Raw genomic sequence first — 14538 nt, forward strand, 5'->3', positions numbered from 1 at the left:
CCGGCTGCGCTGCTGCATGCAGCGTGGCCGGTGCCGGCGGGGTATGGTGATGCAGCGTGTGGTTGTCTGCCGCGTCAGTCGTTGCCCGAACGAGCGTCGCCACCGCGAGTGTTCCCGCGTGGTTGTGGCGCGACAGCACCAGGGGCACATGCACTGCTGCCCTGTGATCGCGGCCTGCAGGCGTGCTCGACAGCAGCAGGGATACGGCAGAGTGCCTGTCATGCGCTGTGCTGTTGAAGCAGCGATCGCATTGGCTCGCCACTGCCGGGTGGGCCCGTCTGCCGCTGTGCAATCTTGCTGCAGACGGCCCGGGCGAAACCTCGCCAGAGCGGGCGGTACACCCAGCACGTGTCGAACACCTTGCCTGTAGCGAGTTCGCCATGGCAGCCCTGCCCGCTCGGCACGCAACCACGACACACGCGGTCGTTGTCGGCATGCGGTGTTGGTGTCTCACGCTGCGCGCTCCGCGGGCCGGCATCCACGCCACGTTACCGGCGCTGCCGGTATGCTTGCGGCTTTCGCGTTCGCGCTTGCCTGGCTTATTCGATGAAAGACATGCCCGTGGCTGACGAATCCTCTCGCCAACACGTCCTGGATGGCTATCGCATCGTCGACAGCCTGCCGGAGGACACCTATCAAGACGTCGTGCAGGTTGCCGCGTCCCTGTGCGACACACCGATCGCGCTGATGTCGCTGGTGGACCGCGACCGCCAATGGTTCAAGGCGCGGCTGGGGCTGGGCCTGCAGCAGACCGAACGTAGCCAGGCAGTGTGCGACCACGCCATCCGCAGCCCCGATCAGTTGATGGAAGTACCCGACTTGCGCAAGGACAGCCGGTTTGCCGATATCTCGGTGGTCACCGGCGACACCGGCGCGCGGTTCTATGCCGGCATGCCGCTGGTCACCGAAGAAGGCGTTGCACTGGGCACGGTCTGCGTGCTCGACACCGAGCCACGCACGCTCACCGAGTTGCAGCGCACCGGCCTGCAGGCGCTTGCACGGGTGGCCATGCGCCTGCTCGACGAGCGCAAGCGCGAGCTGCAACTCGAGCGCGATGCCATCCTGCAGCCGGTCGTCCCGGTCGCCAGCCAGGCCGTTGCCGACACGGGTTATCACCTGGTGATTCTGGAAGTGCAGGAATTGGCCGCACTGGCCGAGCGCCAGAGCGAACGTCTGCTCGGGCGCAACCTGCAGCAGCTCGACCAGGCCTTCGCGGCATTGGTGCAGGGGCCAGGCAACAGCATCGACCGCGTCACCGACAGTGCGGAATTCATCGCCGTGCTGCGCGGCCCCGACGCCGAGCGCACCTTGCAGAGCCTGCGCGAGATCGCCCAGCAACAACATGCGCTGGGCCTGACCGTCTTGTTGGGCCAAGCGCAATCCACTGCCCCGGACGAGCCGATCGGCCAGGTGTTTCTACGTGCCGAGGTCGCGCTGAGCGCAGAAAAGGACCGTTACCGGCAGAGTCTGGCCTGAGGCCTGCGAACCGGTCTGCTGCGTCGCAGACGTACCCTCACCCCAGCGCGCACTGCTTCAACTGGCGATCGGCGTACCACAGCGCGCGGCGGGCCAGGTCGTAGGCGCTGTCGGCCTGACGCGGCAACATCTGTGCGGCCATCACCGGGTCGGCGCCGTTGTTCAAGGCGTGCTCGGCGCGTTCCAGATCCGACAGGTGCGTGCGTACCGGCGACAACAGCGATGTGCGCCTGGAGGCATCGCAACGCGCACTGCGCTGTTCCAGCGCCGCCAATGCCTCGCGGATGCGACGGCTGGCTTCACCCTTGAGGTCGGGCAGCGTTTCATGCGCAATCGGCGCCGATTTATAGGCATCGCCCGTCGCCTCGCTGCCCATCTCGGCCTGATTGCCGGCAAGCGCGGGATTGAAGCGCACATCCGGCGGCGGCCGCGCCTTGGCAACCTGGGTCTGCGGCCCGTTGAGCATGTCGTTGAACTTCTTCATGCCGCGATTCATTTCCTGCACCGCCACATCGCCCAGGGTGCCATCGCTCTTCCAGTCCTTGGCGAAGCGGGTTTGCTGGTACTGCACCGGGTTGACCCGCTCCATGATCTTGCGTGCCTTGGCCTGCGCGCGTTCGTCGGCCATTCCCGGCGGCACCGCACTGCCGGTCTGCGCCATGGGGTCCACCTGCGCCATGCGCAGGCGCCCGTCACGGGTATACAGCTGGGCGGACATCGAATCGCTGGCAGGGGCAGTGGCGGCGGCCGGCTCCCGCGGCGGTGGCGGCGTGTGCGTGGCCGGCGGCGTCGCACGCGCGGCCGATGCAACGCGCGGTTTGCGCTCGGGCTCCTGCGGCGGTTGCTGCGGTGCCGGCGGCGTCTGTTGCGGCCGCGGCACGAAATACACCTGCAACGTGTCCTCGTGTTGCGCGGTTTCGCGCGGCGGCGGCATGTACAGCAACAGGCAGGCAAGAAAGAACAGGATGGCGCCCGTGCATGCGACAGCGGCGACATGCGGGACAAGCGCTTCCTTCCTGCGGGTAATCACAATGCGGGAGACCGATGAGATGAGAGTGCCGATGCCGCACACGGCGAACCCTGGTGTGCGACGCGCAAATCTAGCGGGCGCCGCGCCGGCGCGCGTTTGGAATTCGTTGTTTGGCCAGGAAGGGCCAGCCGCCATTCACATTGCGCCGCAGGTTGCGCAAGCGAATTGCCAGTGCGCCACGGGCCAAACAGCGGGCGCGCCGCTGTCGACACCAGCATCCGAAAACAGGCAAGGCACATCGCCGGCCATGCGATGCGCAGGCCAACCGCCAGCACCGCGAAAAACTGCGCACCCGGCGACGCCCAACCGCGCAGTGCATCTGCCCGAACGCTGTTGCACCGGTACGCCAGCGCTCCCACCGAAGACGCATCGCCATCCGCTCATTGGCAAGCCAACGACAGGCGCACGCAGGTCTCGGCTAGTGCGAGCTGGTGCTGAGTGACCGCAATCCGTCGGCAGGCCTTACCCGATCTGCCCGCCGCTTTCCCGGCCGCGGCGCGGCGCAGCTCAGGCCTCGTCGGCGCGGTACAGACGCTGGCAGACCTCGCAGAAAAACGCGCGACGCCCGGCCTTGCCCAGATGCTTGCGGTACTGCAGCGGCGCGCCGTCGCGCGGGCAACTGGTCTTGGTGTGCACCTGATAATGCTTCTTCAGCACGAAGGCTTTTTTCCAGGTGTAGAAGTCGAAACTGTAGTCGCGTGCCTGGGTGACCAGTTCGCCCAGCTTGCGCGCCGGTAGTGCGCCCACGGTGCTTTCCGGATGCACGCGGATACGATGCAGCACCTCGTTCTTGATGATGTTGCCCACGCCGGCAAAGATGGTCTGGTCCAGCAGTGCATCGGCCGCCAGCAGTGCCGGCGCGGCGCGTAATTTGCGGCGTGCCTGCGCGGGGTCCCAGAGCGGGTTCATCACATCCGCCGTCCAGTCGTAGACCTCGTCCAGCGGGCGCTCGATGAACTGCACCGAGCAGGCATAAAAGTTCAGCCGCTGGCCATTGGAAAATTCCAGGCACAAGCGCGGCACCGCGTTGGGCTTGTCTTCGTTGATGCGGTAGCTGCCGAACAGCAGGAAATGGATGCGCACGCTGAAGTGCGCAAATTCGATCAGGAAGTGTTTGCCCCAGCTGCGCAGTGCCAGCACTTTTTGCTGGTCCAGACGGGCGATGTCCTGCTTGCTATTGCCGGACACGCGCACGATCTTGCGACCGACAAACGCTTGGGTATCTTCGCGCAGGATGACAAGTGAGGGACCTTCTGGCATGCGCCCAGTATCGAAGCGCTGCGTGATTCGCCCGTGATCGCGATGCACACGACATCCTGACGCACGCGCATGCATAGAGTGCTGCCACCCTCCGCTTGCCTGCCATGCCAGCTCGTCCATCCGGTGCCATTGCACGTGTGCGTTGTGGTTGCGCGGGCTGGTCGATTCCTGCCGCCGACCGTGCACAGTTCGGCGAGGGCGCCAGCGTGTTGCAGCGCTACGCCACGCGTTTTGACGCGGTGGAAATCAATTCCTCGTTCTATCGCCCGCATCGCGCCAGCACCTACGCACGATGGGCCGACAGCGTACCGGAGGACTTTCGTTTTTCGGTCAAGCTGCCGCGCAGCATCAGCCACGACGCGCGCCTGCACGGCACCGGGCCGCTGCTGGATGCCTTCCTGGCGCAGGCCGGCGCGTTGGGAACACGACTGGGCTGCCTGCTGCTGCAACTGCCGCCCAGCGCGGCCTTCGATGCCGCGGTGGCCTCGCGGTTTTTCGCGATGCTGCGCCGGCGTTGGGACGGCGGCGTGGTCTGCGAACCACGCCACGCCAGTTGGTTCGCCGCACCTGCGCAGGCGCTGCTGGCACGCCATCGCATTGCACGCTGCGCCGCCGACCCGGCGCCGGTGCCCGCGGCCTCCCTCCCGAGCCTGGCTGCTGCGCCGCTTTACTGGCGCTGGCATGGCGCCCCGCGTATCTACTACAGCAGCTACGCGCACACCGCACTGCAGGCGCTGGCCGCCACGGTGCGCGCCAGCCACCCGGATAGCACGCCGCCACCGCCCGAACGCTGGGTGATCTTCGACAACACCGCAGCCGGGTGCGCCACCTCCAATGCGCTGGAATTACAGCGCCTGCTGAAGAACGAGCGCTAGCGCAAGCGGGCAGGTGGCGGTCTTCCGGCACGTCACTGGCGCGCATCTTGCAGCAGCCAGACTGCAGGGATGCCGGCGCGCCACCATTCAAGCTGCCTGAGTGCCGCGCCGATATGCCTGGACAGACGCACGTTGCGGCACCACGCCGATCAGCTTGCTGAATCCAGTCGTCCCCGTGCGAAGCCTGTCGGCGTGCCGGCACCCCGCTCGGTCCCGCCCGCCACATCGGTCGTTTACCATGCCCTACGCCACTGCCCGTTCTGGAGATGTCATGAGTTCTGCCGCGCCCCCGTGCTGCACGTCGCTGCTTGGCCTGTCGCTGAGCATGTTTGTTGCGCCGGGCACGCTGACCGCCGCGCCGCTGGACCCTCCGGTCGTCAATGCGCCGGCGCCCACGCCGCCCACGCCCGACCTGGCCTACCCGGAACTGTTCCAGGCCGTGCAGCGCGGTGAGCTGTTCGACGACCAGAAGCACTTTGTCGACTTCCTGCCGCTGCGCGACCCGGCGCTGATCAATGCCGACTATCTGGCGCAGCACGATCACCCCGGCTTCGACCTGCGCAAGTTCGTGGATGCCAATTTCGAAGAATCGCCGCCGGTGCAGACCGACGCGATCCGCCAGGACACCGCGCTGCGCGAGCACATCGACCTGCTGTGGCCCAAGCTGGTGCGCAGCCAGAACCACGTGCCGCCGCACAGCAGCCTGCTGGCGCTGCCGCATCCGTATGTGGTGCCGGGCGGGCGCTTCCGCGAGGTGTATTACTGGGATTCCTACTTCACCATGCTGGGCCTGGTGAAGAGCGGCGAAACCACGCTCAGCCGCCAGATGCTGGACAACTTCGCCTACCTGATCGACACCTACGGGCATATTCCCAACGGCAACCGCACCTACTACCTCAGCCGCTCGCAGCCGCCGTTCTTCTCCTACATGGTGGAGCTGCAGGCCGGCGTGGAAGGCGAGGCGGTGTATCAGCGCTACCTGCCGCAGTTGCAGAAGGAATACGCCTACTGGATGCAGGGCAGCGATGACCTGCAGCCCGGCCAGGCCGCGCGCCACGTGGTGCGCCTGGCCGACGGCAGCGTGCTCAACCGCTATTGGGACGAGCGCGACACCCCGCGCCCGGAGGCCTGGCTGCACGACACCCGTACCGCCGCAGAAGTGAAAGACCGCCCGGCCGCCGAGGTCTACCGCGACCTGCGTGCCGGCGCCGAAAGTGGCTGGGACTACACCAGCCGCTGGCTGGCCGACGGCCAGAACCTGCGCACCATCCGCACCACGGCCATCCTCCCGATCGACCTCAACAGCCTGCTCTACCACCTCGAGCGCACGCTGGCGCAGGCCTGCGCGCAAGCCGGCGCAGAGTGCACCCGCGATTACGCCGCACTTGCACAACAGCGCAAGCAGGCCATCGACGCGCATCTGTGGAATGCCGCCGGCTACTACGCCGACTACGACTGGCAGACGCGCACGCTGAGCAACCAGGTCACCGCCGCCGCGCTGTACCCGCTGTTCGCCGGCCTGGCCTCGGACGATCACGCCAAGCGCACCGCCAGCACCGTGCGTAAAACGCTGCTGCGCCCCGGCGGCCTGGCGACCACCGCAGTGAAGACCGGCCAGCAATGGGACGAACCCAACGGCTGGGCGCCGCTGCAATGGGTGGCCGTGGATGGCCTGCGGCGCTACGGCGAAGACGCGCTGGCACGCACCATTGGCGAACGTTTTCTGGCCCAGGTACAGGCGCTGTTCGCACGCGAGCACAAGCTGGTCGAAAAGTACGGCCTGGAGACCGATGCGGCCGGCGGCGGCGGTGGCGAATACGCCTTGCAGGACGGCTTCGGCTGGACCAACGGCGTCACCTTGATGCTGCTGAACCTGTATCCGGGCAAGGATGCCAAAACCGCACCCGCCAAGCGCGTGCGCAAGCCCGAGGCGGCCGCGCGCTGAGGATGGTGCCGCTGCCGCGCAGTGCGTGGCAGCGGCAGGGTCGGATCATTGGCGTCGGGTCTCGGACGGTGCACGTCACCGATGCGCAGCACCGCCGTCGCGGCGACATGACGCGCTCTGCCTTTGCTGGCAACACGTTGCGAACAGGCGTGCGATGGGGCATTGCCCGCACGAGCCGTGGCAGACGGGCCACCATGGCGATCCTGCGCACCGGCGACGCGCTCTGATGGTGTGCGCAGCCGCGTGGAGCGCAGCTCTTCGATCCGCACCTGGTTCGCCCGCAAGCGTAGAGCGCGATTGCTGATCGCCACATTGCCGCTGTCATCGCGTGCGGCGATGCGCAGCACTTATGCTCCCGGCGCCGGCCCGCGACTGCACCGCAGAGGGCCGCGTATCATGCGCACTCTTTCACTCCAGGACGGACCCATGGCCGTACGCACGCTCAACGAATTTCTCGCCCATTCCAAGGAAAAGGACGTCAGCCCCGATCCGTTCGAACTGGAAAACCCGCATCTGCTGGAAGTGCGCCTCGACGGCATGGTGTGGTCCAAGGCCGGCGCCATGGTGGCGCGCACCGGCAACGTCAAGTTCACCCGCGAGGGACTGCTGGAACAGGGCCTGGGCAATCTGCTGAAAAAAGCCGTGAGCGGCGAAGGCATGCAGTTGATGAAGGCCGAAGGCCAGGGCCGCGTGTATCTAGCCGATGTCGGCAAGATGATCACGCTGCTGCGCTTGAACGGCGAGGCGATCTTCGTCAACGGCAACGACGTGCTGGCGTTCGAATCGGGCGTCGAACACAAGATCACCATGATGCGCAAGGTGGCCGGCATGCTCTCGGGCGGGCTGTTCAACGTGCGCCTGAGCGGCCACGGCATCGTGGCGATCACCTCGCACTACGAGCCACTGACCCTGCCGGTCACCGCCGCCAGCGGTCCGGTGTTCACCGACCCCAACGCCACCGTCGCCTGGTCCGGCACGCTGACCCCCGAGCTGGTCACCGACGTCTCGATCGGCACGCTGTTCGGCCGCGGCTCGGGCGAAAGCCTGCAGATGCGTTTTGCCGGCGAAGGCTGGGTGGTGGTGCAGCCGTACGAAGAAGCCAGCTTCCAGGCCAAGGGCTGACCAGGCCGCCCGACAGCAGCAAGCACTGCACATTGCCCGGTTGCACGCCATGCACCCCGGGCAGTTTTCCGGCCAACCCCGTAGGAGCGCCCCTGGGCGCGAGGGCCTTCCCGGTCACGCCATAGCGCGCCCAGCAGCGCTCCCACGGTTTACGGGCGCTGATGCGTCACACCCAGCCACGCTTGCGAAACCACGCCAGCGGCACCACTACGCTCAGCGCGATGATGCCCAGCGCCCAGAAGTAATGGTCGTGCCCCTTGAGTTCGGGCATGTAAGAAAAGTTCATGCCCCAGATGCCGACCAGCACGGTGGGCGGAATGCCGACGACCGACGCCACCGCCATCACCTTCATCACGTTGTTCTGGTCCATGTTGATCATGCCCAGCACGCTGTCGAGCAGGAACTCGATGCGGTCGTCCATGTGCTGCTGGAATTCGCTCAAGGTGGTCAGGTCCTTGTGCAGCAGGGTGATGCGTTTGGCTGCATCGGCCCCGAACCAGTCCGGGGCGGCGCCATCCAGATAGGTGACCAGGCGCAGCATGCCTTGCCCTGCGTTGTGCAGGCCGCCAAGCTGGCGGCCCATGTCGCCGACCTGGTGCAACATGCGCTCCAGGCCCTTGGTCTTGTGTGGGCTGTCGAATACCAGCCGCGTGGTTTCGGTGACCGCCGCTTCCAGTCCCTCAAGCCGGTCCGCCAGACGCCCGACCAGTTGATCGAACATGCGTAGCAGCAAATCGTCAGAGCTGTGGCAGGGCTCGTGTTCCAGCCGCGTCGTCAGGGCCTCCAATGAGCCGATGCGCTGCTCGCGCAAGGTCACCAGCATGGTGGGCGACAGCGCAAACCCCAACGGCGCCGTGGGGCCGTCCTCGTCCTGGAAACGCGGCACATTGAGAAACAACACATCGCCCTGGCGACGCACCCGGCTGCTGAATTCGATTTCGCCGATCGCCGCACGATCAGGCAAGGCAAACCCCACTTTCTCAGCGGCTTGCGCCAGCTCCTGCGGGCTTGGCTGGCACAGGTCGACCCAGCAACCTGGGGTGTGCTGGGTTCCGGCAATCGGGTGGATCGTGATCATGCATCGACGGTGAGATGAAAGAGTCCAAGCATCCTCCGCGTCCACCATGGCGTCAACGCCGGCACATGCTCATCGGCGACGGCGACGACGGCCGTCCCTGGTCACACCTGCAATTCGCCGTGCGGTTTCTGCAAGGCAGCGAAAGCGTTCGCCAAATCGCACATCGATTCTGCTGTGCGCGGTATGCAGTTTCTGGCTGTCTTACATTTTCCGCTCACGCATTCCAGGAGTACGCGCATGAAGATCTCCGGCTCGGCGTCTGGCGGGCTACACGAGCCTATCGGTCATGTGGATCCGCGACATGCCCCAGCGGTGTGCGACGACATCCAAATCGGCGTCCATTCCCAGCTTCGCGAGCTGCCCCGCCTGCGCCGAAGCGCATCAGCCAAGGGGCGATCGCCGGCGTTCGTCGCAGACAGCAGCCATCTCGATACGCTGTTCGGCAGCACCCAGCCTGCGCGCGGAAAGCATCTGAAAGACGGTACCCACCGGACGCCGATCCAGGCTCAGGAAATAACGGAGGCTCCCGAGCACGTCAAGATCAATCCAACACGCCTGTTCGTCTCGACCGGTCCGGCACTGAAGACGCTGCATCGTCTCGATCCAGCCAAGCTATCCAACGATCTCGGGCTGAGCGAGGACGCCATCGATCGCATCAGGAGCACCCCGACGTTCCGCGGACAGACTGCAACCGACGTCCCGCCCAGTACGCCACTGGCTCAGCGCCTGCGCCTGGACGATCTGCGCGACAAGAAGGTGGAGTACAAATGGAACATCGCCAGCAATGGTAGCTTGGTCATCGGCGAAGGGCATCCTGGCGTGGTCCTGGACGAGCCGATGACAAGCAAGGACGCGCGCAAGAAGAAACAGCCATACGCGCAAGGCCATGTCACCCTCGTGGGCGGCCAACCATGGAACAAGACCCCCTGGCAGGAAAATCGCCGCATACCGGAAGCGCGCATCAGCGGTACCCTGTACTACAACACGGACGGCGAGCTCTGCATCGATAACGATTCGGGGCGATTCAGCGAATATGCCGACCGAACGTCAGACCATCTCGAAAACGTTGCCAAGCTCTTTCAGCACTACGGTCTGCCGGTCACGCCGGAATGGAAAGCAAAGAAACAGATTCCGTTGCAGCGTGTGCCCGCCGGTGCGGCCATCGCGTCACCGAGCCCGGCAGAGAAAGGCGAAGCGGCGCATCCTGACCCAAGCGGTGAATGATCCACCGTCCACGCGCATCGTCATGACGGCCCGCAGCGTGCGGTCACCGCCGCACGCTGCACACGCGATGAGTTCGCACCGATCGCTCAACGCTGCCGGTTCCCGCGGCGTTTGACTGCATAGCCAATGGCCAGGAGCAGGAACCACACCGGGCTGGCCAGCAATGCCTGACGCGTGTCGTCCTGCAGGGTGAGCAGCACGATGACGAAGGCGAAGAATGCCAGGCAGACGTAGCACATCAGCACGCCGCCGGGCATCTTGAACGCCGAGGCGGCGTGCTGCTCCGGGCGCTTGCGGCGGTAGGCGATGTAGGCGCACAGGATCAGCGACCACACGAACATGAAAAGCACCGCCGACAACGTGGTGACCAGCGTAAACGCAGTGACCAGGTTGGGAATCAGATACACCAGCATCGCGCCCAGCAGCAGGCACAGGCAGGAAAACAGCAGGCCGCGCGCCGGCACCGCCGCGCGCGACAGCTTGGCAAAGCCTTTGGGCGCATGCTGTTCTTCGGCCAGGCCGTAGAGCATGCGGCTGGTGGAAAAGATGCCGCTATTGGCCGAGGAGGTGGCCGAGGTCAGCACCACGAAGTTGATCAAACTCGCCGCCGCCGGCACGCCGGCCAGCACGAACAACTCCACGAACGGGCTCTTGTCGGCCACCACCTGTCGCCACGGCGTCACCGCCATGATGGCGATCAGCGCAAGCACATAGAAAATCAAGATGCGCACCGGGATCGAGTTGATCGCCTTGGGCAGGTTGCGGCGCGGATCGGCGGTTTCTGCAGCAGTGGTGCCGACCAGCTCGATACCGACGAAGGCGAACACCGCAATCTGGAAGCCGGCGAAGAACCCGCCGATGCCCATGGGGAACATGCCGCCGTCGTTCCACAGATTCGACAGCGAGGCCACGTTGCCCGACGGCGAACGGAAGCCCCAGGCCACCAGCCCGGCGCCGGTGATAATCAATGCGGCAATGGCGATGATCTTGATCAGCGCAAACCAGAATTCCATCTCGCCGAACAATTTCACCGTGACCAGATTCAGGCTCAGCAGCAACAACACGCACAAGATCGCGGGAATCCACGGCGCCAATCCCGGAAACCAGAACTGCGCATAGGCCGCAATGGCAATGACATCGGCAATGGCGGTGATGATCCAGCAAAACCAGTACGTCCACCCGCAGAAAAACCCGGCCCACGGCCCGAGTAGGTCGGTGGAAAAATCGATGAACGACTTGTATTCCAGATTGGAAAGCAGCAGTTCGCCCATTGCGCGCATCACGAAGAACAGCATCGCGCCGATGATGAGATAGACGAACAGGATCGACGGCCCGGCCAGACTGATCGTCTTGCCAGAGCCCATGAACAGGCCGGTACCGATCGCCCCGCCGATGGCGATCAACTGCAGGTGGCGATTGGACAGGCTGCGTTGCAGATGATCGGGCACGGACGGGTCAGACATGGGCACGGCACCGGCAAGTGAACAAGCCGTCAAAAATACGAGATCGCGCCGACGCATACCAGGGGTTTGCGCTGCGGCAATCGCAAGGACATGGATGCGCCGGCGCATGGTGGGCAGCTCGCCCCATCATGGGGCGTCGGTAGTGGCGTGTGGACAACCACTCTCGAGGCAGGCAGCGCGCGCGTGGGCGTTGCGCGCATTGGGCACCCGGTACCCAGTCGCTGCGCATCGGACAGCCGGCTCGCGCCCGCCTGATTCGCCAACTCGTGCTGGTCGAGCTGCACTGGTGGATCGTTTGCCGCAATGCCCGTTGTCGCGAGGTCATCGCCGGGCAGCAAGGCAGTGCACGGCATTGATGACGACGCCAACAGCACCACATGCAATAGATCGAGCCTGCAGCTGCGCCTCAGATCACACCACGGCGCTGCTAGTGCTGCCCCATTGCAGCGCAGCCGCACACAGCATGCGCGTGCCATGCTCGCGCCCGCTTCCCCGACCGCGCGCGTGACAAGCAGCGTCGAGCGCACAACGTCGAGCGCACAAGACGGAGGACGAGCACGCAGAGACACGACGCCAGGCGAAAAAAATGGCCAACAGGAAGCAGGGCCAAACGCGACACTGACCTACTCTTCGTTGGCGCTACTATCAAGAGAACAAAACGCGGTACAGGCGTGGACGCCCGTGTCTTGAAAGACACGCGCCGACAAGTGGGACCGGCATGCGACGTGCTGTCACGGTGACGGCAGGTAGAGCTCATACCAGCGCAGTCGCACCGTCAGTACTCAACCACCCGCAAGGCCGCCGCCTACCCGCCCCGGCAGCGCTCCGTCGTCCTCCTGCTCCGGGTCGCCCACCTCATCGTTCAGGCCACCGCGTTGCGGCGGCTGTTCTTCCAGCGGCGTGTCTTCTTCGTTGGTATTGGGATCGGGCGTGCCATGTGCCAGAACAGCGGCGTCGGCGTTGGTCATGGTGCGCGCGGTGCGTGGATTCAGATGCATGAGCAGCTCCGATGGAATTCGACAGGAGCGTTAACGCTAGGCTGCATCGCGCTACTCCGCCGTGAGCCTGCAATGAGCTTGCGTGACATGCTGTTGACGTGGCGCAGTCGGCATGGCGCGAATGATCACACTCGACATCGCACGGCGCACAAGGCCCTCTTGCGCGGTCGCGCATTCACAACTGCAGACGGCCACGTCCAAGCCGGTAGGCAAGCCTGACCCGGCGCGCATACGACGCCGCGCAGCGCAGACCGCCGCAGCCACCGCTATCATGCCCAGACCTCGCCGAGACCATGCCATGCGCCATCGCATCTGCCTTGCATTGTTGTTGAGCTGCGGCGCGGTGCACGCCGCCACACCGGCGTCGCGCCTGGATGCGGTGCTGCAATCGGGGGTGCTGCGCGTGTGCACCACCGGCGACTACCGTCCCTATTCGTTGCTGCGCGGCGACGGGCAGTTCGAAGGCAGCGACATCGACCTGGTGCAGTCGCTGGCCGCCAGCCTGGACGCACGCGTGCGCCTGGTGCGCACCAGCTGGCCGCAACTGATGCCGGACTTGCTGGCCGACCGCTGCGATATCGCGGTCGGCGGGATCTCCGTCACCTTGCAGCGGCAACGCCAGGCCAGCTTTAGCGCGGTACTGGATGTGGACGGCAAGATTCCACTGGTGCGCTGCGCCGACCAGGCGCGCTACCGCAGTCTGGAACAGCTCAACCGGCCGGAGGTGCGCCTCATCGAACCACCGGGCGGCACCAACGAGGCTTTCGCGCACCGCCAGTTACCGCAGGCCACGTTGCGGCTGTTCGCCGACAACACCACCATCTTCCAAGAACTGCTGGCTCATCGCGCAGACGTCATGATCACCGACGCCTCCGAAGCGCTGTATCAGCAGGCAAGGCTGCCAGGCCTGTGCGCCATCGCACCGGAGCAACCGCTGCAATACAGCGAAAAAGCCTTCCTGCTCCCGCGCGACGACCACGCCTGGAAAGCCTATGTGGACCAATGGCTGCACCTGAGCAAGGCCAGCGGCGACTATCAACGCATTGTTGAAGGCTGGCGGCAGCCGCGCTGAATGAGCCGGGATTAGGGATTCGAAAAGCAGCAAAGCTGCACGTCAAGTCGACTAACGCTGTTACAAATCCCCAATCCCGACTCCCCAATCCCCGCCGTCAAACAATCTTGGTTCGCCGCCACCAACGCGACACCTGTTCCTCGCGCACCAGGGTGAACAGACCGGCGCCCAGGATCAGCGCGATGCCCACGGCCATCGGCCAGTCCAGATGATCGTGAAACAGCAGGTAGCCGAAGGCGATGGCCCATAGCATCTGGCTGTATTGGGTCGGTGCGACAAGGCTGACCGGGGCCATGCGCGTGGCGTACATCATGCAGATGGCAGCCAGCCCGGCGAGCAAGCCGTAGCCGGCCAACAAGCCCCACTGGGACAGCGTGGGCCAGACGAAGCTCGGCAACATCATGATCCCGCCCATCACCAACGGGCCGATCACGCCAGCGCCGTACAAGGTCAATCGCTTCTCGCTATGGCCGGCCATGCGCAAGGCGATCACCGAGATGGCGCCGACCAGGCCACACACGATGGCCGCCACATGCCCATGGGTGAGATGGCGAAATCCCGGGCGCAGCACGATCAACACGCCGATGAACCCGACGATCACCGCCGACCATCGCCGCCAATGCACTTCTTCCTTGAGGAAGATCACCGACAGCACGGTGACGAAGATCGGCATCAGGAAGATCAGCGCGAATGCTTCGGCCATTGGCAAGGTGGTGAAGGCGATCACCGAGGTGAGGTTGCCGATGGCGCCGGTGAGCGCACGCAGCAGCCACAGTGCCGGCTGCTTGGCCATCACCAGCTCGCGCAACTGGTCGTTTGGCTTTTTCAGGAACGGCACCGCTAGCAGCATCAGCAGCGCGCCGAGAAACAGCACTTCATAGACCGGCAGCGTGCCCTCGAGCAGCTTCACGAACGCATCGCTGATCGAATAGGCCGCATAGCAGGCGAACCCCAACAACACACCTTTCAGCATTGCCCACACTCCACGGTTGACG

12 protein-coding genes are annotated in these 14538 nt (G+C 65.1%); 6 read left to right on the forward strand and 6 right to left on the reverse strand.

Annotated features, from left to right (window positions below; genetic code table 11):
* Positions 1 to 546: 546 nt before the first annotated feature.
* Positions 547 to 1476 (forward strand): GAF domain-containing protein, encoded by a 930-nt coding sequence (locus AC1POX_RS18855; protein WP_008577841.1) that lies wholly within the window; start codon positions 547 to 549, stop codon positions 1474 to 1476.
* Positions 1477 to 1513: 37 nt separating this feature from the next.
* Here the strand turns inward: AC1POX_RS18855 and AC1POX_RS18860 are convergent, their stop codons facing one another.
* Together AC1POX_RS18860 and AC1POX_RS18865 are read right to left on the reverse strand one after the other, a co-directional pair.
* Complete coding sequence (locus tag AC1POX_RS18860) at positions 1514 to 2419, reverse strand: hypothetical protein (RefSeq protein WP_171309880.1); 906 nt, start codon at positions 2417 to 2419, stop codon at positions 1514 to 1516.
* A gap of 594 nt (positions 2420 to 3013) precedes the next feature.
* Positions 3014 to 3766 carry a DNA-formamidopyrimidine glycosylase family protein gene (locus AC1POX_RS18865; RefSeq protein WP_008577537.1) on the reverse strand — a complete coding sequence of 251 codons (753 nt, stop codon included), beginning with the start codon at positions 3764 to 3766 and terminating at the stop codon, positions 3014 to 3016.
* A gap of 104 nt (positions 3767 to 3870) precedes the next feature.
* On the opposite strand from AC1POX_RS18865, the gene AC1POX_RS18870 reads away from it, so the two are divergent.
* The 3 genes from AC1POX_RS18870 to AC1POX_RS18880 all read left to right on the forward strand — a co-directional run bounded on the left by AC1POX_RS18870 (position 3871) and on the right by AC1POX_RS18880 (position 7708).
* Positions 3871 to 4641, forward strand: a complete 771-nt coding sequence (locus tag AC1POX_RS18870; RefSeq protein WP_014089288.1) for a DUF72 domain-containing protein — start codon at positions 3871 to 3873, stop codon at positions 4639 to 4641.
* A gap of 271 nt (positions 4642 to 4912) precedes the next feature.
* Positions 4913 to 6586 (forward strand): alpha,alpha-trehalase TreA, encoded by a 1674-nt coding sequence (treA, locus tag AC1POX_RS18875; RefSeq protein ID WP_029818577.1) that lies wholly within the window; start codon positions 4913 to 4915, stop codon positions 6584 to 6586.
* A 426-nt stretch (positions 6587 to 7012) separates the two neighbouring features.
* Positions 7013 to 7708 carry an AIM24 family protein gene (locus tag AC1POX_RS18880; RefSeq protein WP_014089286.1) on the forward strand — a complete coding sequence of 232 codons (696 nt, stop codon included), beginning with the start codon at positions 7013 to 7015 and terminating at the stop codon, positions 7706 to 7708.
* Positions 7709 to 7874: 166 nt separating this feature from the next.
* On the opposite strand, the gene AC1POX_RS18885 is transcribed toward AC1POX_RS18880, so the two are convergent.
* Positions 7875 to 8786, reverse strand: a complete 912-nt coding sequence (locus AC1POX_RS18885) for a CorA family divalent cation transporter (protein ID WP_014089285.1) — start codon at positions 8784 to 8786, stop codon at positions 7875 to 7877.
* Positions 8787 to 9023: 237 nt separating this feature from the next.
* Between AC1POX_RS18885 and xopV the strand changes: the two genes are divergently transcribed.
* Positions 9024 to 10010, forward strand: a complete 987-nt coding sequence (gene xopV / locus AC1POX_RS18890) for a XopV/AopV family type III secretion system effector (RefSeq protein ID WP_218488918.1) — start codon at positions 9024 to 9026, stop codon at positions 10008 to 10010.
* An 86-nt stretch (positions 10011 to 10096) separates the two neighbouring features.
* Here the strand turns inward: xopV and cycA are convergent, their stop codons facing one another.
* Both cycA and AC1POX_RS18900 read right to left on the reverse strand, forming a co-directional pair.
* Positions 10097 to 11473 (reverse strand): D-serine/D-alanine/glycine transporter, encoded by a 1377-nt coding sequence (gene cycA / locus AC1POX_RS18895; RefSeq protein WP_277574358.1) that lies wholly within the window; start codon positions 11471 to 11473, stop codon positions 10097 to 10099.
* A 782-nt stretch (positions 11474 to 12255) separates the two neighbouring features.
* The gene (locus AC1POX_RS18900; RefSeq protein WP_218559330.1) at positions 12256 to 12471 is read right to left on the reverse strand and encodes a hypothetical protein; all 216 of its coding nucleotides are present in this window, start codon (positions 12469 to 12471) and stop codon (positions 12256 to 12258) included.
* A gap of 298 nt (positions 12472 to 12769) precedes the next feature.
* Here AC1POX_RS18900 and AC1POX_RS18905 point away from each other — a divergent pair, with 298 nt between their 5' ends.
* Positions 12770 to 13543: a transporter substrate-binding domain-containing protein gene (locus tag AC1POX_RS18905; RefSeq protein WP_057681181.1), complete on the forward strand. Its 774-nt coding sequence runs from the start codon at positions 12770 to 12772 to the stop codon at positions 13541 to 13543.
* 97 nt (positions 13544 to 13640) lie between these two features.
* Here AC1POX_RS18905 and AC1POX_RS18910 read toward each other — a convergent pair whose 3' ends face one another.
* A complete protein-coding gene (locus AC1POX_RS18910; protein WP_008577555.1) occupies positions 13641 to 14516 on the reverse strand; it encodes a DMT family transporter in 876 nt (291 codons plus the stop codon).
* Positions 14517 to 14538: the final 22 nt, after the last annotated feature.

The sequence above is a fragment of the Xanthomonas sp. NCPPB 3442 genome, assembly GCF_056725145.1.

Bases quoted from the DNA above. Each gene is read 5' to 3' on its own strand.
- treA (WP_029818577.1), top strand. From the start codon at position 4,913: ATGAGTTCTGCCGCGCCCCCGTGCTGCACGTCGCTGCTTGGCCTGTCG.
- AC1POX_RS18905 (WP_057681181.1), top strand. From the start codon at position 12,770: ATGCGCCATCGCATCTGCCTTGCATTGTTGTTGAGCTGCGGCGCGGTG.
- AC1POX_RS18885 (WP_014089285.1), bottom strand. From the start codon at position 8,786: ATGATCACGATCCACCCGATTGCCGGAACCCAGCACACCCCAGGTTGC.
- AC1POX_RS18865 (WP_008577537.1), bottom strand. From the start codon at position 3,766: ATGCCAGAAGGTCCCTCACTTGTCATCCTGCGCGAAGATACCCAAGCG.
- cycA (WP_277574358.1), bottom strand. From the start codon at position 11,473: ATGTCTGACCCGTCCGTGCCCGATCATCTGCAACGCAGCCTGTCCAAT.
- xopV (WP_218488918.1), top strand. From the start codon at position 9,024: ATGAAGATCTCCGGCTCGGCGTCTGGCGGGCTACACGAGCCTATCGGT.
- AC1POX_RS18900 (WP_218559330.1), bottom strand. From the start codon at position 12,471: ATGCATCTGAATCCACGCACCGCGCGCACCATGACCAACGCCGACGCC.
- AC1POX_RS18910 (WP_008577555.1), bottom strand. From the start codon at position 14,516: ATGCTGAAAGGTGTGTTGTTGGGGTTCGCCTGCTATGCGGCCTATTCG.
- AC1POX_RS18855 (WP_008577841.1), top strand. From the start codon at position 547: ATGAAAGACATGCCCGTGGCTGACGAATCCTCTCGCCAACACGTCCTG.
- AC1POX_RS18870 (WP_014089288.1), top strand. From the start codon at position 3,871: ATGCCAGCTCGTCCATCCGGTGCCATTGCACGTGTGCGTTGTGGTTGC.
- AC1POX_RS18880 (WP_014089286.1), top strand. From the start codon at position 7,013: ATGGCCGTACGCACGCTCAACGAATTTCTCGCCCATTCCAAGGAAAAG.